The organism is Mycolicibacterium insubricum (assembly GCF_010731615.1).
GTDB classification, from domain to species: domain Bacteria; phylum Actinomycetota; class Actinomycetes; order Mycobacteriales; family Mycobacteriaceae; genus Mycobacterium; species Mycobacterium insubricum.
In genome coordinates, this window is sequence record NZ_AP022618.1 from 1380145 (window position 1) to 1403025 (window position 22881).

Annotated in this window: 27 protein-coding genes; 23 read left to right on the forward strand and 4 right to left on the reverse strand. The window is 68.6% G+C overall.

From position 1 onward, the window contains the following. Nucleotide 1 precedes the first annotated feature (1 nt). A complete protein-coding gene (gene mftR / locus G6N16_RS06535) occupies nt 2-586 on the reverse strand; it encodes a mycofactocin system transcriptional regulator MftR (protein WP_083031347.1) in 585 nt (194 codons plus the stop codon). 93 nt (nt 587-679) lie between these two features. Between mftR and mftA the strand changes: the two genes are divergently transcribed. The 9 genes from mftA to G6N16_RS06580 all read left to right on the forward strand — a co-directional run bounded on the left by mftA (nt 680) and on the right by G6N16_RS06580 (nt 10619). After that, the gene (mftA, locus tag G6N16_RS06540) at nt 680-769 is read left to right on the forward strand and encodes a mycofactocin precursor MftA (RefSeq protein ID WP_083031346.1); all 90 of its coding nucleotides are present in this window, start codon (nt 680-682) and stop codon (nt 767-769) included. Nucleotides 770-771: 2 nt separating this feature from the next. After that, nucleotides 772-1086 (forward strand): mycofactocin biosynthesis chaperone MftB, encoded by a 315-nt coding sequence (gene mftB / locus G6N16_RS06545; RefSeq protein ID WP_234805867.1) that lies wholly within the window; start codon nt 772-774, stop codon nt 1084-1086. Further along, complete coding sequence (gene mftC / locus G6N16_RS06550) at nt 1083-2273, forward strand: mycofactocin radical SAM maturase (protein WP_083031343.1); 1191 nt, start codon at nt 1083-1085, stop codon at nt 2271-2273. Before mftB ends, mftC begins: the two co-directional genes overlap by 4 nt. 4 nt (nt 2274-2277) lie before the next feature. Then, the gene (gene mftD / locus G6N16_RS06555; RefSeq protein ID WP_083031341.1) at nt 2278-3453 is read left to right on the forward strand and encodes a pre-mycofactocin synthase MftD; all 1176 of its coding nucleotides are present in this window, start codon (nt 2278-2280) and stop codon (nt 3451-3453) included. Between the two features lie 140 nt (nt 3454-3593). Beyond that, entirely contained in the window at nt 3594-4316 is a 723-nt protein-coding gene (gene mftE, locus G6N16_RS06560; RefSeq protein ID WP_234805868.1) for a mycofactocin biosynthesis peptidyl-dipeptidase MftE, read from the forward strand. Beyond that, nucleotides 4313-5731: a mycofactocin biosynthesis glycosyltransferase MftF gene (mftF, locus tag G6N16_RS06565; RefSeq protein ID WP_083031340.1), complete on the forward strand. Its 1419-nt coding sequence runs from the start codon at nt 4313-4315 to the stop codon at nt 5729-5731. The genes mftE and mftF overlap by 4 nt, the downstream gene beginning before the upstream one ends. Then, nucleotides 5728-7158 (forward strand): mycofactocin dehydrogenase MftG, encoded by a 1431-nt coding sequence (gene mftG / locus G6N16_RS06570; protein ID WP_083031354.1) that lies wholly within the window; start codon nt 5728-5730, stop codon nt 7156-7158. Before mftF ends, mftG begins: the two co-directional genes overlap by 4 nt. Before the next feature lie 153 nt (nt 7159-7311). Next, complete coding sequence (locus tag G6N16_RS06575) at nt 7312-7758, forward strand: MmpS family transport accessory protein (protein ID WP_083031339.1); 447 nt, start codon at nt 7312-7314, stop codon at nt 7756-7758. Then, nucleotides 7755-10619 (forward strand): MMPL/RND family transporter, encoded by a 2865-nt coding sequence (locus G6N16_RS06580; protein ID WP_083031338.1) that lies wholly within the window; start codon nt 7755-7757, stop codon nt 10617-10619. Before G6N16_RS06575 ends, G6N16_RS06580 begins: the two co-directional genes overlap by 4 nt. Here G6N16_RS06580 and G6N16_RS06585 read toward each other — a convergent pair. Together G6N16_RS06585 and G6N16_RS06590 are read right to left on the reverse strand one after the other, a co-directional pair. Next, nucleotides 10616-11041, reverse strand: a complete 426-nt coding sequence (locus tag G6N16_RS06585; RefSeq protein WP_083031337.1) for a hypothetical protein — start codon at nt 11039-11041, stop codon at nt 10616-10618. The two genes, G6N16_RS06580 and G6N16_RS06585, sit on opposite strands and share 4 nt — an antisense overlap. Before the next feature lie 55 nt (nt 11042-11096). Beyond that, nucleotides 11097-12692: an MFS transporter gene (locus G6N16_RS06590; protein WP_083031336.1), complete on the reverse strand. Its 1596-nt coding sequence runs from the start codon at nt 12690-12692 to the stop codon at nt 11097-11099. A 144-nt stretch (nt 12693-12836) separates the two neighbouring features. On the opposite strand from G6N16_RS06590, the gene G6N16_RS06595 reads away from it, so the two are divergent. Beyond that, on the forward strand, nt 12837-13451 hold the full coding sequence (locus G6N16_RS06595; RefSeq protein WP_083031353.1) for a TetR/AcrR family transcriptional regulator: 615 nt from the start codon (nt 12837-12839) through the stop codon (nt 13449-13451). Nucleotides 13452-13479: 28 nt separating this feature from the next. Next, a complete protein-coding gene (locus tag G6N16_RS06600) occupies nt 13480-15117 on the forward strand; it encodes a carboxylesterase/lipase family protein (RefSeq protein WP_234805866.1) in 1638 nt (545 codons plus the stop codon). Here the strand turns inward: G6N16_RS06600 and G6N16_RS06605 are convergent, their stop codons facing one another. Then, nucleotides 15118-15588, reverse strand: a complete 471-nt coding sequence (locus G6N16_RS06605; RefSeq protein WP_083031335.1) for a hotdog fold domain-containing protein — start codon at nt 15586-15588, stop codon at nt 15118-15120. It lies immediately after the preceding gene. Between the two features lie 350 nt (nt 15589-15938). Here G6N16_RS06605 and rpsJ point away from each other — a divergent pair, with 350 nt between their 5' ends. From rpsJ to G6N16_RS06665, 12 genes are read left to right on the forward strand one after another with little or no spacing between them, the layout of a single operon-like run. After that, nucleotides 15939-16244 carry a 30S ribosomal protein S10 gene (gene rpsJ, locus G6N16_RS06610; RefSeq protein ID WP_003883485.1) on the forward strand — a complete coding sequence of 102 codons (306 nt, stop codon included), beginning with the start codon at nt 15939-15941 and terminating at the stop codon, nt 16242-16244. Between the two features lie 13 nt (nt 16245-16257). Next, nucleotides 16258-16911 carry a 50S ribosomal protein L3 gene (gene rplC, locus G6N16_RS06615; protein ID WP_083031334.1) on the forward strand — a complete coding sequence of 218 codons (654 nt, stop codon included), beginning with the start codon at nt 16258-16260 and terminating at the stop codon, nt 16909-16911. Next, on the forward strand, nt 16911-17558 hold the full coding sequence (rplD, locus tag G6N16_RS06620) for a 50S ribosomal protein L4 (protein WP_083031333.1): 648 nt from the start codon (nt 16911-16913) through the stop codon (nt 17556-17558). Before rplC ends, rplD begins: the two co-directional genes overlap by 1 nt. Then, on the forward strand, nt 17558-17860 hold the full coding sequence (gene rplW / locus G6N16_RS06625) for a 50S ribosomal protein L23 (protein ID WP_083031332.1): 303 nt from the start codon (nt 17558-17560) through the stop codon (nt 17858-17860). The genes rplD and rplW overlap by 1 nt, the downstream gene beginning before the upstream one ends. A 32-nt stretch (nt 17861-17892) precedes the next feature. Beyond that, nucleotides 17893-18729, forward strand: a complete 837-nt coding sequence (rplB, locus tag G6N16_RS06630; protein ID WP_083031331.1) for a 50S ribosomal protein L2 — start codon at nt 17893-17895, stop codon at nt 18727-18729. An 18-nt stretch (nt 18730-18747) separates the two neighbouring features. Continuing rightward, nucleotides 18748-19029 carry a 30S ribosomal protein S19 gene (rpsS, locus tag G6N16_RS06635; protein WP_003892827.1) on the forward strand — a complete coding sequence of 94 codons (282 nt, stop codon included), beginning with the start codon at nt 18748-18750 and terminating at the stop codon, nt 19027-19029. Continuing rightward, the gene (gene rplV / locus G6N16_RS06640; RefSeq protein ID WP_083031329.1) at nt 19029-19520 is read left to right on the forward strand and encodes a 50S ribosomal protein L22; all 492 of its coding nucleotides are present in this window, start codon (nt 19029-19031) and stop codon (nt 19518-19520) included. The genes rpsS and rplV overlap by 1 nt, the downstream gene beginning before the upstream one ends. Further along, nucleotides 19520-20356, forward strand: a complete 837-nt coding sequence (gene rpsC, locus G6N16_RS06645; protein WP_083031327.1) for a 30S ribosomal protein S3 — start codon at nt 19520-19522, stop codon at nt 20354-20356. The genes rplV and rpsC overlap by 1 nt, the downstream gene beginning before the upstream one ends. Nucleotides 20357-20358: 2 nt before the next feature. Next, a complete protein-coding gene (gene rplP / locus G6N16_RS06650) occupies nt 20359-20775 on the forward strand; it encodes a 50S ribosomal protein L16 (RefSeq protein WP_083031326.1) in 417 nt (138 codons plus the stop codon). Beyond that, nucleotides 20775-21008, forward strand: coding sequence for a 50S ribosomal protein L29 (gene rpmC / locus G6N16_RS06655; RefSeq protein ID WP_083031325.1), 234 nt, complete (start codon nt 20775-20777; stop codon nt 21006-21008). The genes rplP and rpmC overlap by 1 nt, the downstream gene beginning before the upstream one ends. Then, nucleotides 21008-21304, forward strand: coding sequence for a 30S ribosomal protein S17 (gene rpsQ / locus G6N16_RS06660; RefSeq protein ID WP_083031324.1), 297 nt, complete (start codon nt 21008-21010; stop codon nt 21302-21304). The genes rpmC and rpsQ overlap by 1 nt, the downstream gene beginning before the upstream one ends. Before the next feature lie 38 nt (nt 21305-21342). Continuing rightward, complete coding sequence (locus G6N16_RS06665) at nt 21343-22740, forward strand: MDR family MFS transporter (protein WP_163787805.1); 1398 nt, start codon at nt 21343-21345, stop codon at nt 22738-22740. Nucleotides 22741-22881 lie beyond the last annotated feature (141 nt).

Consider the following 22881-nt stretch of genomic DNA (forward strand, 5'->3'; position numbering starts at 1 on the left):
GTCAGTCGATACCGGCGGCGACGGTGTCGAAGGCCTGGCCGAGGGCTCGGCGCAGGCTCATGGACTCGTCGGACAGCCAGTGCTCATAGGCCGCCAGCGCGATCCCGAGCATGGTCCACGCGACGGTCTGCGGGACCAGGGCTTCAGATGACTGGCCGCGGCGGTACGCGACGAACTCGGCGATCACCGCGCGCCAGCCGGCGTACATCGTCATCGAGTAGGCCTGCAGCTCCGCGGTCTGCAGGATCACCCGCATCCGCCGGCGGTGACGGGCGTCCTCCGCGTCGCCGAAATCGTTGAACGCCAACAATGCCGAGCGCAGCGCCGTCGGTAGATCCACGCCGGGATCGGTGGCGTCGAGCAGGTCGCGCAGGTCCTGCAGGTGGGCATCGAAATCCCCCCACGGGATCGCATTCTTCGACGAGTAGTACCGGAACAGCGTGCGCCGGGCGATGCCGGCCGCGGCGGCGACGTCGTCGACGCTGACGGCATCGAACCCGCGCTCGCTGAACAGCTCGATGGCCACGTCTGCGATGTCGTCGTGGGTGGTCGACGGGCGGCGACCCAGCCGGGGACTCGACTCCACCCGCGTCACCCCCCTTTCATTTCTGCACTCGATGCCATATTCTGGCCCAACCCGGCCGATGTGTCGAGGACCACATCACGAAAGGTGCAATACATGGACCAGAATCAGCAGGTCGAGACCGAACTGGTCAGCGAGGCTCTCGTCGAAGAGGTTTCCATCGACGGTATGTGCGGGGTCTACTGACCGTGGTCGAGGCGCCCGCCGCGTCGCCGGTACAGCGGCCCGTGCCGTTCGACCCGGAACGCGGCTGGCGCCTGCACCCGCAGGTTGCCGTGCGGCCGGAGCCCTTCGGCGCGCTGCTGTACCACTTCGGCACCCGCAAACTGTCGTTCCTGAAAAGCTGCACCATTCTGGAACTGGTGCAGGCGCTCGGCGATTGCGACGACGCGAACGCCGCGTTCACCGCCGTCGGTATCGATGCCGACGCCCGCGCCCCCTACCTGAGCGCCCTGCGCGTCCTGGTCGAATCCAAAATGCTCGTTCCGAAGGAGAATTCGTGACCGCAGTGGCACCGGTTCCCCGGCTCGTCGACCAGTTCGAGCGCGGCTTGGACGCGCCCATCTGTCTGACCTGGGAACTCACCTACGCCTGCAACCTGTCGTGTGTGCACTGCCTGTCCAGCTCCGGCAAGCGCGACCCCCGCGAGCTGAGCACCGAGGACTGCAAGGCCATCATCGACGAACTGCAGCGCATGCAGGTGTTCTACGTCAACATCGGGGGCGGCGAACCCACCGTGCGATCGGACTTCTGGGAGCTCGTCGACTACGCCACCGAGCATCAGGTCGGCGTCAAGTTCTCCACCAACGGAGTCCGCATCACCCCTGAGGTGGCCGCCAAGTTGGCCGCCAGTGACTATGTGGACGTTCAGATTTCGCTGGACGGCGCCACCGCGGAGGTCAACGACGCAGTGCGCGGTCCGGGTTCGTTCGCGATGGCGATCCGTGCGCTGGAGAACCTCGCCGAGGCGGGTTTCGCCGACGCCAAGATCTCCGTCGTCGTCACCCGCGAGAACGTCGACCAACTCGATGATTTCAAGGCCCTGGCCGACCGGTACGGAGCCACCTTGCGGATCACCCGGCTGCGTCCGTCCGGCCGTGGCGCCGACGTGTGGGATGAGCTGCATCCCACCGCCGCCCAGCAGGTTCAGCTCTACGATTGGCTGGTCGCCCACGGCGAGGGCGTCCTCACCGGGGATTCGTTCTTCCACCTGTCGGGACTGGGCGCGCCGGGAGCGCTGGCCGGGCTGAACCTGTGCGGAGCCGGCCGGGTGGTCTGCCTGATCGACCCCGTCGGTGATGTCTACGCCTGCCCGTTCGCCATCCACGAGCGCTTCCTCGCCGGGAACATCCTGACCGACAACGGTTTTGCCAACGTCTGGCAGAATGCGCCGCTGTTCCGCGAACTCCGCGAACCGCAGTCGGCCGGTGCGTGCGGCAGCTGCGGACACTACGACGCCTGCCGGGGCGGCTGCATGGCGGCCAAGTTCTTCACCGGTCTGCCGATGGACGGCCCGGACCCCGAATGCGTGCAGGGCTACGGCGAACCGGCGCTGGCCGCCGAGCGTGACAAGCCCAAGTCGCACATCGACCACTCCCGCAGCGGCGGCCGCAAGGGCCCGATTCCGTTGAAGCTGTTGACCATGCCGTCCAAGGCCCCCCAGAAGTTCTGCAACGAAAGTCCGGTCTAGCAATATGGCTCGTGATACCTGGTTCGAAACCGTCGCCATCGCCCAGCAGCGTGCCAAGAAGCGGCTGCCGAAGTCGGTGTACTCCTCGCTGATCTCGGCCAGCGAGAAGGGTCTCACCGTCTCCGACAACGTGGAAAGCTTCGGCGAACTCGGCTTCGCCCCGCACGTTGTCGGTGCGCCGGAGAAGCGTGAGATGGCCACAACCGTTATGGGCCAGGATATTTCGATGCCGGTCATCATCTCGCCGACCGGGGTCCAGGCCGTCGACCCCGACGGGGAGGTCGCCGTTGCGCGGGCGGCCGCGGCGCGGGGCACGGCCATGGGACTGTCGTCGTTCGCATCCAAGCCGATCGAGGACGTCGTCGCTGTCAACGACAAGATCTTCTTCCAGATCTACTGGCTGGGCGGGCGTGAGGCCATCGCCGAGCGGGTGCAGCGGGCCAAGGACGCCGGCGCGGTCGGTATGATCGCCACCACCGACTGGAGCTTCTCGCACGGCCGGGACTGGGGCAGCCCGACGATTCCGGAGAAGATGGACCTGGCCACCATCGTCAAGATGATGCCCGAGGGCCTGGCCCGACCCCGCTGGTTCCTGCAGTGGGCCAAGACCCTGCACCCGCCGAACCTGCGGGTGCCCAACCAGGGGCGTCGCGGTGACGCCGGGCCGCCGTTCTTCCAGGCCTACGGGGAGTGGATGGGCACCCCGCCGCCCACCTGGGAGGACATCGCCTGGCTGCGCCAGGAGTGGGGCGGCCCCTTCATGCTCAAGGGCATCGTCCGTGTAGACGACGCCAAACGTGCTGTGGACGCGGGAGTTTCGGCCATCTCGGTGTCCAACCACGGTGGCAACAATCTGGACGGGACACCGGCCTCGATCCGCTGCCTGCCCGCGGTCGCCGAGGCCGTCGGCGACCAGATCGAGGTGCTCCTGGACGGCGGCATCCGCCGGGGCAGCGACGTTGTCAAGGCCGTCGCGCTGGGGGCCCGGGCAGTGATGATCGGCCGGGCTTACCTCTGGGGGCTGGCCGCCAACGGTCAGGCCGGCGTGGAGAACGTGCTCGATCTGTTGCGCGGCGGCATCGATTCGGCACTGATGGGTCTGGGCCGCGACTCCGTCCACGACCTCAGTCCGGCGGACATCCTGATTCCCGAAGGGTTCACCCGCGCCCTCGGCACCTAGCGGACCGCGGTCCGATTGGCTCGGGTTACTGGTGCGGACGGGACTCACGTGGCGTGGGTGAAAAATGCGGCCCGCGGTTGCCGGATTTTGGAAACTGAGCCACAACAACCGGTGCGCAACCGATGGAATCGGCCTAACATCTGCTGGTGCCTTACTCCGCCGAGCTGGGAGACTCGACGTCGAGTGATTTGGATGGACTGCAGCCGGTGTTGATCGTTCCGGTCGGTTCCGTTGAGCAACACGGGCCGCATCTACCGCTCGACACCGATACCCGCATTGCCGCCGCCGTGGTCGGTGCGGTCACCGACCGCCTGGCGGGCGCGTCCCGGGACGTCCTGACGGCCCCGGCCATCGCCTACGGCGCCAGCGGCGAACACGAGGGCTTCCCCGGGACCGTGTCGATCGGCACCACCGCGCTGTCCGGGCTGCTCATCGAATACGGACGTTCCGCCTGCCGATGGGCGGGGCAGCTGGTGTTCGTCAACGGTCACGGTGGCAACGCCCAGGCCCTGGCCGATGCGGTGGCCCGGCTGCGTTTCGAGGGTCGAGATGCCGCCTGGTGCGCGCCGAGTGTCGCCGGCGCCGATGCGCACGCCGGACACACCGAAACGTCGGTACTGCTGCATCTTTCGCCGGAGGTCGTTCGTTTCGACCGCGCGGTTCCTGGCAACCGGGCGGCATTGCGTGAACTGCTGCCGAGCATGCGGGCCGGGGGGCTCGCGGCTGTGAGCAAGGAGGGAATCTTGGGGGACCCGACAACGGCGAGTGCTGCGGCGGGGGCGCAGATTTTCGCCGAGATGGTCGACGGTTGCGTGCGCCGGATCGAGGACTGGTGCCCCGACGACCGCGGGCTGCTGATATGACAGGGCAGCGACTACCCGACGGCTTCGCCGTCCAGGTAGATCGCCGGGTGCGGGTGCTCGGCTCCGGCTCGGTGCTCCTCGGCGGCTCCCCGATGCGGATGTTGCGGCTCGCACCGGCGGCCCAGAGCATGATCGGCAACGGGCGGCTGGAGGTCCGCGATGCGCAGAGCGCACAGCTGGCCCGCACCCTTCTGGATGCCACCGTGGCGCACCCGCGACCGCCGTGCGGCCCATCGTACCGCGACGTGACGGTGGTTATTCCGGTGCGCGACAACCTGACCGGGGTGCAGCGGCTGGTGCATTCGCTGCGTGGGCTAGCCGTGGTGGTCGTCGACGACGGGTCCGCGCGTCCGGTACAGGTCGAGGACTTCGCCGGCGCCAACTGCGCGGTGCGGGTGATCCGCCGCCTGGAGTCCGGTGGACCGGCGGCCGCCCGCAACGCCGGAATGGCCTTGTGTGAAACGGAATTCGTCGTATTCCTGGACTCCGACGTGGTCCCGCGCCGGGGCTGGCTGGAGGCGCTGCTCGGGCACTTTTGCGATCCCGCGGTCGCGCTGGTGGCACCCCGCATCGTCGGAATGCCCGACGCCGACAATCTGCTCGCCCGCTACGAGGCGGTGCGCTCCTCCCTGGATCTCGGCCAGCGGGAGGCCCCGGTGATGCCGCACGGTTCGGTGTCGTACGTGCCGAGCGCGGCGATGGTCGGCCGCACCGAGGCGCTGCGCGCCATCGACGGTTTCGACGAGGCGATGACCTGCGGAGAGGACGTCGACCTGTGCTGGCGGCTGGTCGAGGCCGGTGCCCGGCTCCGCTACGAACCGATCGCCCTGGTCTCCCACGATCATCGCAGCGACCCGGGACAGTGGCTGCGGCGCAAGGCGTTCTACGGCAGCTCGGCCGGGCCGCTGGCGCAGCGACATCCGGGAAAGGTGGCACCGCTGGTGATATCCGGCTGGGCGCTGCTGAGCTGGCTCCTTCTGGCCATCGGTGGCCGGCTGGGCGTGCTGGGCTCGCTGCTGTGCGCGGCGGTGGCCGGCGGCAAGGTCACCCGAGCGCTGCGGTCCCCGGAGACCGGAGCCCGCGAAGTCGCTCTGCTGACCACCCGCGGTCTGGGCTCAGCAGCCCTTCAGCTGTGCGCTGCGATCTGCCGGCACTACTGGCCGCTCGCGCTGCTCGGTGCGTTGCTGTCGCCCCGGATGCGCCGGGCGGTGTTGATCGCCGCGGTGATCGACGGCGTCGCCGACTGGCTCGCGCACCGCCGCACAGGTGAGGACGCCGACGAGGTCCGGCCGGTCGGAATCATCGCCTACCTGATGATCAAACGGCTCGACGACCTGGCCTACGGTGCCGGGCTGTGGGAATCGGTGGTGCGCGGCCGGACCGTCGCACCGCTGCAGCCGCAGATCCGATTCTGATCGCGACGGTGCGCAGCGACGTCCTGATCGTCGGTGCCGGCAGCGCCGGTTCCGTCCTGGCCGAGCGCCTTTCACGCGATCCGCAGCGCCGCGTCACGGTGCTGGAGACCGGCCCGGATACCGGCGATGCAACCATCGCCGGGTTGATCGGCGACGGACTGCGGCTTCCGCTGGGGCCGGACAGCCCGGTCGTCGCCCGCTACCCGACGCTACTGACCGACGATCCGATACGCAGCGTCGACCTGGTCCGAGGCGCTGTGACGGGCGGCTCCGGAGCGGTCAACGGCGGCTACTTCTGCCGTCCCCCGTCGGGCGATTTCGCCGACTGGGCGCTACCGGGATGGAGCTGGCCAGAGGTGTTGCCGCACTTCCGGGCGATCGAAACCGACCTGGATTTCGCCGGTCCGCTGCACGGCGACGACGGGCCGATCCCGGTCCGCAGGGCCGCCGACCCGGGGGATATCAGCGCCCAATTCGCCGAGGCGGCGACACGTGCGGGCATCGTCTGGCTCGACGACCTCAACGGCGACCATCCCCGGTTGCCCGACGGGATCGGCGCGGTCCCGTCGAACACCATCGACGGACGTCGCCTGGGGCCTGGCGAGACATTCCTCGCTCGGGCGAGAACCCGTCCGAACCTGTTGGTGTACAACGAAATACAGGTGACAAGAATCGAGTTCGCCGGATCCCGAGCGACCGGTGTCATCGGTCGCGGTCCCGACGGGCCGGTGCGGTTCGGCGCCGAGGCGGTGGTGCTGTGCGCGGGTGCGATCGGCACCGCGAAACTGCTGATGCTCTCCGGAATCGGCGATCCGGCGCATCTGGCCGGCCTGGGCATCGAAACGCGGGTGTCCGCCCCCGTCGGATCTGCATGCTGCGATCACCCGGAGTGGGTACTGCCGACCGTTTGGACGTCGGGCTCCCGGGGTCCAGTGCTCGAGGTGGTTTTCAGCCTGGCCGCCGGGATTGAAATACGGCCATATACAACGGGATTCGGTGCGATGACCGGGAATCGCCAGGAAGATGACCCGGTGTGCATCGCGGTGTCCCTGATGACCCCGGCTGCCCGAGGAACGGTCCGGCTGCGCAGTGTCGACCCAGCCGCGGCCCCGGATATCCGCCAGCACTACGACACCGAACCGGCCGACGCGCGTAAACTCGCCCACGGCGTCGCCGTGGTGCGTGAAATACTCAGCGGCACAGGGTCAATCGACGGTCCATACTGGTCCACCTCGCAACACCTGTGCGGTACCGCTCCGATGGGCACCGACGGGGACCCGCGGGCAGTCCTGGACCCGCAGTGCCGGGTCCGCGGCGTCGACGGGCTGTGGGTGATCGACGGATCGGCGCTGCCCGCGGCCCCTGGGCGCGGCCCGCATGCCGTCACGGTGATGCTCGCCCATCGGGCGGCGGAGTTCGTGCACTAGCCCCGTCGCCGGGGGTATCGCCTTGCCGGGTCTTGGAGTTCGCTGTGCAACCGCTGGGCGGTGGCGAAGAATGTGTGCGTCCCGGTGTTGTGGCGCGAGGCCCCGTGCCGTACCTTCGGCTGATTAGCTGCCCTAGCGAAGAAAGGGGCATCGGTGCGGCGGGATACCTTTGCACGCCGGGTGGCGCGGCACTGGACTCTGCTGCTGGCGGTCGCGGTGATCGCGGTGGCAGGGTTCACGGTGTACCGGCTGCACGGACTCTTCGCCGCCCACGACGTGACGGCCACGCCGGACAATTCGTCCAACGACGTCGTCCCCTTCAACCCGAAGCACGTCGTCGTGGAGGTGTTCGGCGCTCCGGGATCGGTGGCCACCATCACCTTCACCGACGTCAACGCCCAGCCGCAGCGTCGCGACGCCGTTACCCTGCCCTGGGCCTACGACACGACGACCACCCAGCCGGCGGTGTTCGTCAACGTCGCCGCCCAGGGTGACCGGGATTCGATCAGCTGCCGCATCACCATCGACGGCGAGGTCAAAGACGAGCGCACGGTCAACACCCACAGTGCGTTCACCTACTGTCTGGATAAGTCCGGATGAGCGCGTGGATCCGGCGGTTCGCCCCGCTCGTCGCCCTGTTCTGGCTCGCGCTGGCCGTCGTCACGAACGTGTTTGTGCCGCAGCTGGAAACGGTCGCCGAGGCGCACAACGTCTCGATGAGCGCCCAGGATGCCCCGTCGATGCAGGCCGCCAAACGGATCGGCAAGGTATTCGACGAGTTCGACTCGGACAGCTCGGCGATGATCGTGCTGGAGGGCGACGAGCCGCTCGGCGCCCAAGCGCACCACTACTACGACGGGCTGATCGGCCAGCTGTCCCGGGACACCGTGCACGTCCAGCACATTCAGAACTTCTGGGGCGACCCGCTGACGGCGGCCGGTTCGCAGAGCGCTGACGGCAAGGCGGCGTTGGTGCAGCTCTACCTGGCCGGCAATCAGGGTGAATCGCTGGCCAACCAGTCCGTCGACGCGGTGCGTCAGGTGGTGGACGAGACCCCGCCGCCCCCCGGCCTGAAGGTGTACGTCACCGGGGCCGCGCCGATGATCACCGACCAGTTCGAGGTGGGTCGGCACGGCACTCTGAAAACGACCCTGATCACCATCGGGGTGATCGCGGTGATGCTGTTCGTACTCTACCGCCGGATCACCACGGTGATGATCGTGCTGTTCACGGTGATGATCGGCCTGACGGCATCGCGCGGGGTGGTCGCGGTACTGGCCAGCGCCGGGGTCATCAAGCTGTCCACGTATTCGACGAATCTGCTTACCCTGCTGGTGATCGCGGCCGGAACCGACTACGCGATCTTCCTGCTCGGTCGGTTCCACGAGGCGCGCTACGACGGGCAGGACCGGGTCACGGCGTTCACCACCATGTACCGCGGCACCGCGCACATCATCGTGGGTTCGGGTCTGACCATCGCCGGTGCGGTGCTGTGCCTGTCGTTCACGCGGCTCCCGTACTTCCAGACCCTCGGCGTGCCCGCGGGGCTCGGGGTCCTGGTCGCCGTGGCGGCGGCGTTGACGCTGACACCGTCGGTCCTGGTGCTCGGCCGGCACTTCGGGCTCTTCGAACCGGCCCGGCCGATGCGGACGCGGGGGTGGCGTCGGATCGGGACGGCCATCGTGCGCTGGCCCGGACCCATCCTGGTGGCGACGTGCGCGGTGGCGGCCGTCGGCCTGCTCGCCCTGCCGGGCTATCACACCAGCTATGACGTGCGGCCGTACATGCCCGCCGGCGCCCCGGCCAACACCGGGTACGCGGCCGCGGAACGGCACTTCTCGCAGGCCCGGCTCAACCCCGAGCTGCTGATGATCGAGGCCGACCACGACCTGCGCAACCCGACCGGGATGATCCTGCTGGAACGGGTCGCCAAGGCGGTGTTCCACACCGACGGCATTGCGCAGGTCCAGTCGATCACCCGGCCGCTGGGCACCCCGCTGGACCACACGTCGATACCGTTCCAGATCAGCGCGGGCAACGGGGCGCAGCTCAACAATCTGCCGTTCCAGCAGGCGCGGTCCGCCGATCTACTCAAGCAGGTCGAGGTGATCAACACCTCGATCAACATCCTGCGCCAGCAGTACGCGCTGCAGCAGCAGTCCAGCGCCGCGACCAACGATCAGACCAAGGCGTTCGCGCAGACCGTCGCCACCGCCCAGGACCTGCGCGACAAGATTGCCAACTTCGATGACTTCCTGCGGCCGATCCGCAGCTACTTTTACTGGGAGCCGCACTGTTTCAACATCCCCGCGTGCGCCGCGCTGCGGTCGGTCTTCGACGCCCTCGACGGCGTCGACGCGCTCGTCGACCAACTGGGCAACGTTTCGACCAGCATCGCCAAACTCGATGCGCTGCAACCGAAGCTGCTCGCATTGATCCCGCCGCAGATCGCCAGCCAGGAGGCCAACCGGGACCTGGCGCTGACGAACTACGCGACCAACTCGGGTCTCAACGACCAGGCCGCGGCGTCGCTGGACAACGCGATGGCGATGGGCCAAGCCTTCGACGCCGCGAAGACCGACGACTCGTTCTACCTGCCGCCGGAGGCGTTCCGCAATCCGGAGTTCCTGCGCGGACTCAAGCTGTTCCTGTCGCCGGACGGCAAGGCCGCCCGGATGATCATCACCCACGAGGGTGATCCGGCCACGCCCGAGGGCATCGCCCACATCGCCGCGATCCGGCATGCCGCGGCCGACGCCGTCAAGGGGACCCCGCTGGCCGGGTCCCGGATCTACCTGGCCGGAACCGCCGCCACGTACTCCGACATTCAGGACGGCGCGAAGTACGACCTGATGATCGCCGGAATCGCGGCGATCAGCCTGATCCTATTGGTGATGGTCTTCATCACCCGCAGCGTGGTGGCCGCGCTGGTGATCGTCGGCACCGTGGCCCTGTCGCTGGGCGCCGCGTTCGGGCTGTCGGTGCTGATCTGGCAGGACCTGCTCGGCATCCAACTGTTCTGGATCGTGCTGGCGCTGGCGGTGATCCTGCTGCTGGCGGTGGGATCGGACTACAATCTGCTGCTGATATCCCGGTTCCAGGAGGAGATCGGCGCCGGCGTGAACACCGGGATCATCCGGGCGATGGCCGGGTCCGGGGCGGTGGTGACGGCCGCCGGTCTGGTGTTCGCGGCGACGATGGCGTCGTTCGTGTTCTCCGACCTGAGGGTGCTCGGCCAGATCGGTACGACGATCGCGCTCGGCCTGCTGTTCGACACGTTGATCGTCCGTTCCTTCATGACGCCGTCGATCGCGGCGCTGCTGGGACGCTGGTTCTGGTGGCCGCTGCGGGTACGCCCCCGCCCGGCCAGCACGATGCTGCAGCCCTACGGTTCGCGCGCGGCGGTCCGGCAGTTGCTGCTCTGGGAGGACGGCGACCCGCTCGCGCCGCCACCAAGCTAGGCGGGCAACCGCGACTTCAACCGCGCCACCCGGCGCAGCTGCGCAGTCATGTTGAGCGAGGCCAACATCGGCAGCAGTCCGATGAAGGTCCGGAACGACGGATGCCCGCCGTGCGCACTCAGCTCGTACATGCAGCCGACGATGTAGAACGACCCCATGGTGAACAGCACGCCGGGTATCGCGTAGGCCATCGGTGACCGTGCGTCGGTGACCAATTCGGTGGCGTACTCCGCCTCCTCGGGCGACAGTGGTTCGCGTTTGCGCATTTTGGCCAGCACGGCCTTGTGCGCGCCGACCTGTTCGCCCATGGGTGCGGGCACCCGCTTGTCCAGCCGGGAGAAATACCGGAAGGCGACGGCGCCGAGGACGACGGCCAGCACGGCGGCCAGTACCGTCAGATCGCCCCAGAAACCGAGAAACATCGGCTTGCTCCTCCGCGCAGTGTGGCCCCGGGATCAATGTAGCCGTGAGGCCCGGTCAGTGCGCGCGGTGACGGCCGGTGTACCCGCCCCCAGTGAGCCGACGGACGAGGGCCAGCTGCCGGCCGTCGCGTCCGGGGGCCCACAATCCGATCAGCACCGCCGAGATGACGGTGACCGCGCCGAGGATGGTCAGCGCGAAGTGGGTGGCGTCGGTGAACGCCTGCATCGCGGCGTCGACGAGACCCTGGCCGGCCGGGCCGAGGTGACCGGAGACCCCGATGGCCTCGCCGAGGGAGCGGGTGGCGGCCTCGCGGACCGGTTGCGGGAAGCCGTCCAGCGACGGCGCGAGCACCCGGGTGTACTGGGTGGCCAGCATCGAGCCCGCCAGCGCGATGCCCAGGGCGGCACCGACCTCGCGGGTGGTGTCGTTGACCGCCGACCCGACGCCCTGCTTGTCGTCGGGGATCGAGGACATGATGGCCGTGGTGGTCGGGGCGATGGTCAGCCCGAGACCGGTGGTCAGGATCAGGATGGGCCAGGCCAGCCCCCAGTAGTCGGAATCCAGTGTCAGGTAGCGCATACAGATGAACCCGGCGCCGGTGATCGCCAGGCCGAGGAAGACGACCAACCGCAGCCCCATCCGCGGCAGGTACCAGAACGAGGTCGCGGCCAGGAACAGCAACGGCGGTGCGAGCGGGGTCAGTGCCACCGCGGTGCCCAATGCGCTGTACCCCAGGGCGATCTGGATGAACTGCATGTAGATGAAGAAGAAGCCGTAGAGGGCGAAGAACACCATGGTGATGGCCGCGGCGCCGGTGGCGAACGTGGTGTTGGAGAACAGTCGCACGTCGAGCAGCGGGTGACGCCGACGCAGTTCGACCGCGGCGAATCCGATCGCCAGGACCACGCCGGCGCCCAGGCAGCCGTAGACCACTGGGTCGCCGAATCCCCGGCTCGGGATCTCCAGGATGCCGAACACGAAGATCGCCACCGCGGCCCCGATCAGCACAGCGCCCACCGTGTCGAGCGGATGGGGCTCGGACTCCTTGGACGGCCGTGCCAGCAGCGTCAGCGGAATCAGCGCGACGGAGGAGATGGTGAAAGCCCAGAAGATCGACGGCCAGGACCAGAAGTTCAGCAGGACACCGGATCCCAGCATGCCGACCACACCGCCGATGCCGGACACCCCGGCCCACAGGCCGACCGCCTTGGTCCGTTCCTCCCGGCTGTACACCGAGGTGATCAGCGACAGGGTCGCCGGCATGATGAACGCCGCGCCGGCGCCGGCCAGACCGCGCGAGATGATCAGCATCGCCGGGTTCGGGGCGAGGATCGGCGCGGCCGAGGCGATGGCGAACACCACCAGCCCGAACAGCAGCGCGCCGCGGCGTCCGAACCGGTCGCCGAGCGCACCCGCCGGCAGCAGCAGGCAGGCCATCACGAGTGTGTAGGCGTCGACGATCCAGGTCAGTTGCGTCTGGGTGGCCGAGGTCTCGATGGCCAGATCGCCGAGCGCGGTGTTCAGCGCAACCATCGAGGACAGCACCAACAGCAGGCCGAAGCAGGCCGCGACCAGCGTCCACACCCGGCGGTGCATCGGTGGTTCGGCCGGGCTCTCGGTTTCGGCGACCTGAGTGGCGGAGGCTGTCATCGTGGCGCGGGCTCCCCTCGGTGACTGCCCGTTATAAGACTGGGCGTCTCGGAATGTCCGAGACTAACAGTCTTGTAGGGTTGATCGCGTGGTTTTGCTGCACGGACCGCACCGCCGCTGCAGCATGGAGACAGGGAGGTGGCGTTGAGCGGCAACCGGACGGACCCACGGCCGGCGCGTTCCCGGGCCCGGCTGCTGGAGGCCGCCACCACCCTGCTGCGCGCCGGTGGCCCCAGCGCGGTGACCGTGGATGCTGTGCTGCGCGGCGCCAACGTCGCCCGCGCCACGCTGTACCGGCATTTCCCCAGCGGCAACGACTTGCTGGCCGCCGCATTCCAGAGCCTCATCCCGCCCGCCCCGATGCCTCCGGAGGAGGGCTCGCTGCACGACCGGCTGACGGCGCTGCTCCTGGCCTGGGCCGAGCACATCGCCGAGGCGCCCGCTCTGCTCACCGCGATGAACTGGCTGGCGCTGGGCCGCGACCTGGACGCGCTGCCCGACGCCGGGGAGGCTACCGACAGCGACGAGGTGCGCACCCTGCGCGAGCGGATCGCCCACCAGTACGCCGCGCCGTTCGACGCCATCTTCGACAGCCCGCAGGCCACGGCGGAACTCGTCGACTTCGACCGTGCGACGGCGATGACGCTGCTGCTGGGCCCGCTGGTGACGGCCCGTCTGTCCACCCTGCCCGACATCGACTATCGCGAAACCGTGCGCGCCGCCGTGGAAGGGTTCCTGCACGTTTACGGCAGGCACTGACCGGGGAGCTCCCGTAGGCTCGGCAGTCGTGTCGAGTATCGCCGCCCGTCCGTCGCGCACGGCGGTCCTGGGGGCGGTGCTGGCGCTGCTGCTCGGACTGTGGCTGGCCGGCTGCGCCACCGAGAAGGCCGAGCCGGCGACCCCGGCCCCGCCACCGCCCGACCCCGGGCTGGACAGCGGGCTGGTGCACACCGGCGGCGGTGCGGTACGCGGCGTCGTCGCCGACGGCTACCGGCTGTTCTACGGCATCCCGTACGCGGCGCCTCCGGTCGGGGCGCTGCGCTGGCAGGCGCCGCAGCCGGCAGCCGGCTGGCCCGGTGAGCGGGACGCCACCCGGCCCGGGCCGCGCTGCATCCAGGACACCCGCCGCGATCCCGGCTCCGGCCACGGCGACTCCGAGGACTGCCTGAATCTCAATGTGTGGAGCCCGGCGGGGGCCAGGGGGCTGCCCGTCCTGGTGTGGATCCACGGCGGCGGTTTCGCCAGCGGCGACGGCGCGATGTACAACGCGGCCCGGCTGGCCACCGGCGGCAACGTCGTCGTCGTCACCCTCAACTACCGGCTCGGAGCGCTGGGATTCCTGGCCCACTCGGCGCTCGGCGAGGGCAACTACGGGCTGGCCGACCAGCAGGCGGCGTTGCGCTGGGTGGCCGACAACATCGGCGGCTTCGGCGGCGATCCGGCCAAGGTCACCATCGCGGGCGAGTCCGCCGGGGCGATGTCGGTCTGCGACCACCTCGTTGCACCGGGATCCACCGGCCTGTTCCGCGCGGCCATCATCGCCAGCGGCCCGTGCCAGAAGCAGACCGACCTGACCGCGGCCCGCATCGTCAGCGCCGCCTACGCCCGCGACCGCGGCTGCCCCGACGACAAGACCGCCGCGGCCTGCCTGCGCGCGCTGCCGGCCACGGCGCTGACGAGTCCACCCTGGTACATCCACATGGGCGACAACTGGCTGACCGGTCCGGCGACCGGCACCTCACTGCTGCCGGTCAACCCGGTCGACCGGCTGGGGACGGAGAACGCGGCCAGGGTGCCGATGCTCATCGGCACCACCGCTGACGAGTTCACCCTGTTCCCGGCCATGCAGTACCTGAGGACGCGCACGTTGCCGACCGCGGCGGACTACTCCCGGCTGATCACCTCGACGTTCGGGTCGCACGCCGCGGTGGTCCTCGCCGAATACCCGGTGGCGCCCGGTGCCACCGATGCGCAGGTGGTCCTGCAGTACGCGCGGACGGTCACCGACGGAGTGTTCGCCTGCCCAGCCGCGCGGATGGCCGGCGCGCAGTCCGCCGTCGCCCCGGTGTACGCCTACCAGTTCAACGACCCCGACGCCGTCGCGCCCGAATCGATGCGCCACCTGCCATTCCCGATCGGCGCCGGGCACGCCCTGGACCTGCGCTACCTGTTCGACATCGCCGGCGGTTCCGTCCCCGATGCGGCCCAGCGGGCTCTGTCGGCCCAGATGATCCGATACTGGGCCGCATTCGTCACCAACGCCACCCCGAACGCCGAAACTCCCGACGACGACCCGGACTGGCCCCAGCTCGCCGACGCCGCCGGCGCGGGCCCGGTGATGTCACTGCAGCCCGACGGTTCCCGGCCGATCTCCACCTTCGCCGGCGATCACCGCTGCGCCTTCTGGGCGGGGCTGGCGGCCTGATCAGGCCGGGGTGACCCAGGTGGTGATCTGCGCGCGGACCACCTCGGTGCCCGCCTTGTCGGTGATGGTGACCGGAACGACGACGTCGGTGCCCTCGGTGATCGCGGCGAAATCGGGAATGTCCAGCTCGGCGACCGCACGCAGCCCCGTCGTCGCCTTCCCGAGGTATTCCACCGTCATCGCCTTGGGGATCCACCGGTGCGACGACGGCACCGTCGCCTCCATCAGCATGCCCATCGACACCTCGGCCAGATTGCAGGCCGCGATGGCGTGGAAGGTGCCGATGTGGTTGTAGACGCCGTACCACTTCGGGGCGGTCACCTCGCAGTAGCCCGGCTCCATCCGGTGCACGTGCGGCATCACCGAGGTGAAGTAAGGGACCCGGGCCATCATCGCCGCGGAGAACAGCGCCGAGCCGCCGGGCTTGCCGGACAGCTTCTGCCAGGCCTTATAGGTGGGGGATGAGCTCATACCCGGACCTTACTTCAAAGTAAGTTCAGCGGTCGCCGCCCACCCCGAAGACGGGTGACCTGCGATTTGGCGCGCACGCCGATCTGGGGCATACTGGTCGGGTTGCCTTGAGCCGGGTTCCCGCCCGGCCGGGCATACGACCGGCGTCCGCATGGGCGCGTCCGGTCCCAACTTCGAGCGCCACGATTCGTCGTGCGGTCGAAGCGCGCGAGGGCGACACACCCGACCGCGGGGGTCGGTGTACTTCAGACAGGTAAACAGCGGCGGCATTCCAGCGCGGTTTCGCGCCGGGAGCACTCCAATGTTGTCGGGCCTTCGGGCCCGTATTAATTGAGTGAGGTAGGAGAAGCGTGGCGGGACAGAAGATCCGCATCAGGCTCAAGGCCTACGACCACGAGGCGATTGACGCCTCGGCGCGCAAGATCGTCGAGACGGTCACCCGTACGGGCGCGTCCGTGGTCGGCCCGGTGCCGCTGCCGACCGAGAAGAACGTGTACTGCGTCATCCGGTCTCCGCACAAGTACAAGGATTCGCGGGAGCACTTCGAGATGCGCACGCACAAGCGCCTCATCGACATCCTCGATCCGACGCCGAAGACGGTCGACGCCTTGATGCGCATCGACCTGCCGGCCAGCGTCGACGTGAACATCCAGTAGGAGACCAGAAGAAATGGCACGTAAAGGCATTCTGGGCACCAAGCTGGGCATGACGCAGGTGTTCGACGAGAACAACCGGGTGGTCCCGGTGACCGTCGTCAAGGCCGGCCCCAATGTGGTGACCCGCATCCGCACCACCGAGCGCGACGGCTATGCCGCCGTGCAGCTCGCCTACGGCGAGATCAGCCCGCGCAAGGTCAACAAGCCGGTCACCGGCCAGTACACCGCCGCCGGGGTCAACCCCCGCCGCCACCTGGCCGAGCTGCGGCTCGACGACGAGGCCGCGGCCGCCGACTACGAAATCGGCCAGGAGCTGACCGCCGAGATCTTCGCCGACGGCAGCTACGTCGACGTCACCGGCACCTCCAAGGGTAAGGGCTTCGCCGGCACCATGAAGCGGCACGGCTTCGCCGGTCAGGGCGCCAGCCACGGCGCGCAGGCCGTGCACCGCCGGCCCGGCTCGATCGGTGGCTGCGCCACCCCGGGCCGTGTCTTCAAGGGCACCCGGATGTCCGGCCGGATGGGCAGCGAGAAGGTCACCACGCAGAACCTGAAGGTGCACAAGGTCGACGCCGAGAACGGCGTGCTGCTGATCAAGGGCGCCATCCCCGGCCGCAACGGCGGACTCGTCATGGTTCGCACCGCGATCAAAAAGGGTGAGAAGTAATGACCAAGAAAATTGACGTTCTTGCCCCCGGTGGCAAGAAGGACGGCAGCGTCGAGCTGCCGGCGGAGTTGTTCGACGTCGAGCCCAACATCGCGCTGATGCACCAGGTGGTCGTCGCGCAGCTGGCCGCCGCACGTCAGGGCACGCACTCCACCAAGACCCGCGGTGAGGTCTCCGGCGGCGGCCGCAAGCCGTACCGGCAGAAGGGCACCGGCCGCGCCCGCCAGGGCTCGACCCGCGCCCCGCAGTACACCGGCGGTGGCACCGTGCACGGCCCGAAGCCGCGCGACTACAGCCAGCGGACCCCGAAGAAGATGATCGCCGCCGCACTGCGCGGTGCTCTGAGCGACCGGGCCCGCAATGACCGCATCCACGCGATCACCGAGCTGGTGTCGGGTCAGACCCCGTCGACCAAGAGCGCCAAGGAATTCCTCGGCCAGCTGAGCACCAACCGCAAGCTGCTCTTGGTCATCGGCCGCACCGACGAGGTCGGCGCCAAGAGCGTCCGCAACCTGCCGGGCGTGCACGTCGTCGCACCGGATCAGCTGAACACCTACGACGTGCTCAACGCCGACGACGTGGTGTTCTCGGTGGAGGCACTCAACGCCTACATCTCGGCCCACGCGAAAGAAGGAGTGTCGGCCTGATGGCAACCGTGACCGCACCCCACGACATCATTCTGGCCCCGGTCATCTCGGAGAAGGCCTACGGCCTGATCGAGGGCAACGTCTACACGTTCCTGGTCCACCCGGACTCGAACAAGACGCAGATCAAGATCGCCGTCGAGAAGATCTACAAAGTCAAGGTCGACTCGGTGAACACCGCCAACCGGCAGGGCAAGCGCAAGCGCACCCGGGCCGGCTACGGACAGCGCAAGAGCACCAAGCGCGCGATCGTGACCCTGGCCGCCGGCGAGAAGCCGATCGACGTGTTCGGAGCGCCGGCCTGAGGCCGGCCCGAAAGAACTAGAGAGACCTACTGATGGGAATTCGCAAGTACAAGCCGACGACCCCCGGTCGTCGCGGTTCCAGCGTCTCCGACTTCGCCGAGATCACCCGTTCGACGCCGGAGAAGTCGCTGATCCGTCCGCTGCACAGCACCGGTGGCCGTAACGCACACGGCCGCATCACCACCCGGCACAAGGGCGGCGGCCACAAGCGCGCCTACCGCCTCATCGACTTCCGTCGCAACGACAAGGACGGCGTCAACGCCAAGGTCGCACACATCGAGTACGACCCGAACCGCACCGCGAACATCGCGCTGCTGCATTTCCTGGACGGCGACAAGCGCTACATCATCGCCCCCAAGGACCTCAAGCAGGGCGACGTGATTGAGTCCGGGCCGAACGCCGACATCAAGCCGGGCAACAACCTGCCGCTGCGCAACATCCCGGCCGGTACCGTCATCCACGCCGTGGAGATGCGGCCCGGCGGCGGGGCCAAGCTGGCCCGCAGCGCCGGCGTCAGCATCCAGCTGCTCGGTAAGGAAGGCGCCTACGCCACGCTGCGTATGCCCTCGGGCGAGATCCGCCGCGTCGACGTGCGCTGCCGCGCCACCGTCGGCGAGGTCGGCAACGCCGAGCAGGCCAACATCAACTGGGGCAAGGCCGGCCGTATGCGGTGGAAGGGCAAGCGCCCGACCGTCCGCGGTGTCGTGATGAACCCGGTCGACCACCCGCATGGTGGTGGTGAAGGCAAGACCTCCGGTGGCCGCCATCCGGTCAGCCCGTGGGGCAAGCCGGAAGGCCGCACCCGCAAGCCCAACAAGCCGAGCGACAAGCTCATCGTCCGCCGCCGGCGCACCGGCAAGAAGCGCTAGGCCGGAAAGGAATAGACGATGCCTCGTAGCCTCAAAAAGGGTCCGTTCGTCGACGACCATCTGCTCAAGAAGGTCGACGTGCAGAACGAGAAGAACACCAAGCAGGTCATCAAGACCTGGTCCCGTCGGTCGACCATCATCCCCGACTTCATCGGTCACACCTTCGCCGTCCACGACGGCCGCAAGCACGTGCCGGTGTTCGTCACCGAGGCGATGGTCGGGCACAAGCTCGGCGAGTTCGCCCCGACGCGGACCTTCAAGGGTCACATCAAGGACGACCGGAAGAGCAAGCGCCGCTAATGACTACCGTTACTGAATACCCGTCCGCCACGGCGAAGGCCCGCTTCGTCCGGGTGTCGGCCAGCAAGGCCCGCCGGGTCATCGACCTGGTGCGCGGCAAGTCCGTCGAGGAGGCTCTCGACATCCTGCGCTGGGCGCCCCAGTCTGCCAGCGAGCCGGTCGCCAAGGTGATCGCCTCCGCCGCGGCCAACGCCCAGAACAACGAAGGCCTGGACCCGTCCACCCTGGTGGTGGCGACCGTCTACGCCGACGAGGGCCCCACCGCCAAGCGCATCCGTCCGCGCGCCCAGGGGCGTGCCTACCGGATCCGCAAGCGCACCAGCCACATCACGGTGATCGTGGAAAGCCGTCCGGCCAAGGAGAACCGCGGCCGCAAGGCCACCTCGGCCTCCGGTGCCCGCGCGGCTCGCGCCCAGGGCTCCAAGGCCGCCGCGGCGAAGAAGGCAACTGCAACCGAGGCTTCCAGCGAAGCGAAGGGAGGCTCGAACTAGTGGGCCAGAAGATCAACCCCCACGGCTTCCGCCTCGGCATCACCACCGACTGGAAGTCCCGGTGGTATGCCGACAAGCAGTACGCCGACTACGTCAAGGAAGACGTCGCGATCCGCAAGCTGCTGGCCACCGGCCTGGAACGCGCCGGCATCGCCGACGTCGAGATCGAGCGGACCCGTGACCGGGTGCGCGTCGACATCCACACCGCCCGCCCGGGCATCGTCATCGGCCGCCGCGGCGCCGAGGCCGACCGGATCCGCACCGACCTGGAGAAGCTGACCAAGAAGCAGGTTCAGCTGAACATCCTCGAGGTGAAGAACCCGGAGAGCCAGGCCCAGCTGGTCGCCCAGGGTGTCGCCGAGCAGTTGAGCAACCGCGTGGCGTTCCGCCGGGCGATGCGCAAGGCCATCCAGTCGGCCATGCGTCAGCCCAACGTCAAGGGCATCCGCGTGCAGTGCTCGGGCCGCCTCGGCGGTGCGGAGATGAGCCGCTCGGAGTTCTACCGCGAAGGCCGGGTGCCGCTGCACACGCTGCGCGCCGACATCGACTACGGCCTGTACGAGGCCAAGACCACCTTCGGTCGCATCGGTGTGAAGGTCTGGATCTACAAGGGCGACATTGTCGGAGGCAAGCGCGAGGTCACCGCCGCCGCTCCCGCCGACCGTCCGCGCCGGGACCGCCCGTCGGGCACCCGTCCGCGTCGCAGCGGGGCCTCGGGCACCACTGCAACCAGCACCGACGCCGGCCGTGCGGCCAGCGACGACGCTGCCGAGACCGCCGAGTCGGCGACCCCGGTCACCGCCGAGGCGCCGGCCGTTGAGAGTACGGAGAGCTAGTCATGTTGATTCCCCGTAAGGTCAAGCACCGCAAGCAGCACCACCCCAAGCAGCGGGGTATCGCCAGCGGCGGGACCTCGGTCACCTTTGGTGACTACGGCATCCAGGCACTGGAACACGCCTACATCACCAACCGGCAGATCGAGTCCGCTCGTATCGCCATCAACCGGCACATCAAGCGTGGCGGCAAGGTGTGGATCAACATCTTCCCGGACCGCCCGCTGACCAAGAAGCCGGCCGAAACCCGCATGGGTTCCGGTAAGGGTTCGCCGGAGTGGTGGGTGGCCAACGTCAAGCCCGGACGCGTGCTGTTCGAGCTGAGCTACCCCAGTGAAGAGGTGGCGCGTGCGGCCCTGACCCGCGCGATCCACAAGCTGCCGATCAAGGCACGCATCGTTACCCGAGAGGAGCAGTTCTGATGGCAGTGGGCGTTTCCGCCGGCGAACTGCGCGAGCTCACCGACGAAGAGCTGACCGACCGTCTGCGCAAATCCAAGGAAGAGCTGTTCAACCTGCGCTTCCAGATGGCCACCGGCCAGTTGGAGAAGAACCACGCACTGGGCCGTGTCCGCCGGGAGATCGCGCGGATCTACACCGTGCTCAACGAACGTGAACTGGGCCTGTCCGCCGGGCCCGCAGGTGAGGAATCGTAATGGCAGACACCAAGGGACCCAAGCACACCCCGGCCACCGAGAAGCCGCGCGGCCGTCGCAAGACGGTCATCGGCTACGTGGTCAGCGACAAGATGCAGAAGACGATCGTCGTCGAGCTGGAGGATCGCAAGTCCCACCCGCTCTACGGCAAGATCATCCGGACCACCAAGAAGGTCAAGGCGCACGACGAGAACGGTGACGCCGGCATCGGCGACCGCGTCTCGCTGATGGAGACCCGGCCGCTGTCGGCGACCAAGCGCTGGCGCCTGGTCGAGGTTCTGGAGCGGGCCAAGTAGGCGCGCACACGCGAGTTGACGACGGGGAGCCCGGCACCGTGAGGTGCCGGGCTCCCCGCGCGTCGGCGTCCCCGTCGCTGATCATCGCGCTGCTCGTCGCGTCGGCGTTTGTGATGATCCTCAACGAGACCGTGATGAGCGTCGCGCTGCCGGTCCTGATCGCCGACCTGAACATCACCGCCGGCACCGCGCAATGGCTGACCAGCGGCTTCCTGCTGACCATGGCGGTTGTCATCCCGATGTCCGGGGCGCTGCTGTCGCGTTACCCGACCCGCTCGGTGTACCTGGCGTCGATGGGCCTGTTCTGCACCGGCACCTTGACCGCCGCGCTGGCGAGCGGCTTCGGAGTGCTGTTGGCCGGCCGTGTGGTGCAGGCCTGCGGCACCGCCCTGATGATGCCGCTGCTGATGACGACGGTCATGCGGCTGATCCCGGCGGACCGACGCGGCCAGACGATGGGCACCATCTCGATCGTCATCGCGGTGGCACCCGCGATCGGGCCGACGCTGTCCGGACTGATCCTCAACGCGCTGAGCTGGCAGTGGATGTTCGCCATCGTGCTGCCGATCGCGGTGGCAGCCACCGTCGCCGGGGCGCTGTGGCTGCACGTCGACGACGACCGGTCCGACCCCGTGCCGATCGACCTGGTCTCGGTGCCGCTGTCGGCGATCGCGTTCGCCGGACTGGTGCTCGGACTGACATTGGCGGGGGCACCGGGTCCGCAGCGGATGCCGGCCTGGGTGCCGACGGTCGCCGGCGCGGTCGCGATGGTGGTCTTCGTCGTGCGGCAGCAGCACCTGCAGCGCCGCGATCGGGCGTTCCTGGATCTGCGGCCGTTGGGCAACCGGCGGTTCTCGCTGTCGCTGGGCCTGGTGATCCTCGGCTTCGTCGGGCTGTTCGGTGCGATCATCATGGTGCCGCTCTACGTCCAGGACGTCCTGGGCCGCAGCGTGCTGGTCGCCGGGTTGACCAGCCTGCCCGGCGGGCTGCTGATGGGGCTGGCCGGGCCGCTGGTCGGCCGGGTCTATGACCGCCGCGGTGCCCGGGTCCTCGTCATCCCGGGATCGGTGCTGCTCGCCGTTGCACTCGGTGGATTCACCCTGTTGTCGGAGCGCTCGCAGATCTGGCAGTTGGTGGTGCTGCAGGCGGTCATGATGGTCGGCCTGTCGATGATGTTCACCCCGTTGATGACCGATGCGCTGGGCGCGCTGCCGGACCGGCTGTACTCACACGGCAGCGCCATCATGTCCACGCTGCAGCAGCTCGGCGGCGCGGCGGGCACCGCGCTGTTTGTCACCGTGATGGCCACCGCATCGCACGCCGGCGGCACGCCGGACCTGCCCGGCGTGCACGCCGCGTTCGTCGTCGCCGCGGTGATCGGTGTGCTGACCGTCGTGCTGGCATTGTTCACCGCGCGAGCCCCCAGCGGTGAGTAGCCTCTGCCTCGGCGACTGGTTCCGCCACCGCACTCTCAAATCCGGTCACTGTCGTCCGAACAGGTGAATCCTGTTTCGATTCAGCCGTTCTGGACATTCGATGGGTACTGTCCGTATTCAACGTGATGCAAATCCGATGGC

Bases quoted from the DNA above. Each gene is read 5' to 3' on its own strand.
- mftA (WP_083031346.1), top strand. From the start codon at position 680: ATGGACCAGAATCAGCAGGTCGAGACCGAACTGGTCAGCGAGGCTCTC.
- mftD (WP_083031341.1), top strand. From the start codon at position 2,278: ATGGCTCGTGATACCTGGTTCGAAACCGTCGCCATCGCCCAGCAGCGT.
- mftF (WP_083031340.1), top strand. From the start codon at position 4,313: ATGACAGGGCAGCGACTACCCGACGGCTTCGCCGTCCAGGTAGATCGC.
- G6N16_RS06580 (WP_083031338.1), top strand. From the start codon at position 7,755: ATGAGCGCGTGGATCCGGCGGTTCGCCCCGCTCGTCGCCCTGTTCTGG.
- G6N16_RS06585 (WP_083031337.1), bottom strand. From the start codon at position 11,041: ATGTTTCTCGGTTTCTGGGGCGATCTGACGGTACTGGCCGCCGTGCTG.
- G6N16_RS06590 (WP_083031336.1), bottom strand. From the start codon at position 12,692: ATGACAGCCTCCGCCACTCAGGTCGCCGAAACCGAGAGCCCGGCCGAA.
- G6N16_RS06605 (WP_083031335.1), bottom strand. From the start codon at position 15,588: ATGAGCTCATCCCCCACCTATAAGGCCTGGCAGAAGCTGTCCGGCAAG.
- rplC (WP_083031334.1), top strand. From the start codon at position 16,258: ATGGCACGTAAAGGCATTCTGGGCACCAAGCTGGGCATGACGCAGGTG.
- rplD (WP_083031333.1), top strand. From the start codon at position 16,911: ATGACCAAGAAAATTGACGTTCTTGCCCCCGGTGGCAAGAAGGACGGC.
- rplW (WP_083031332.1), top strand. From the start codon at position 17,558: ATGGCAACCGTGACCGCACCCCACGACATCATTCTGGCCCCGGTCATC.
- rplB (WP_083031331.1), top strand. From the start codon at position 17,893: ATGGGAATTCGCAAGTACAAGCCGACGACCCCCGGTCGTCGCGGTTCC.
- rpsS (WP_003892827.1), top strand. From the start codon at position 18,748: ATGCCTCGTAGCCTCAAAAAGGGTCCGTTCGTCGACGACCATCTGCTC.
- rplV (WP_083031329.1), top strand. From the start codon at position 19,029: ATGACTACCGTTACTGAATACCCGTCCGCCACGGCGAAGGCCCGCTTC.
- rplP (WP_083031326.1), top strand. From the start codon at position 20,359: ATGTTGATTCCCCGTAAGGTCAAGCACCGCAAGCAGCACCACCCCAAG.
- rpmC (WP_083031325.1), top strand. From the start codon at position 20,775: ATGGCAGTGGGCGTTTCCGCCGGCGAACTGCGCGAGCTCACCGACGAA.
- rpsQ (WP_083031324.1), top strand. From the start codon at position 21,008: ATGGCAGACACCAAGGGACCCAAGCACACCCCGGCCACCGAGAAGCCG.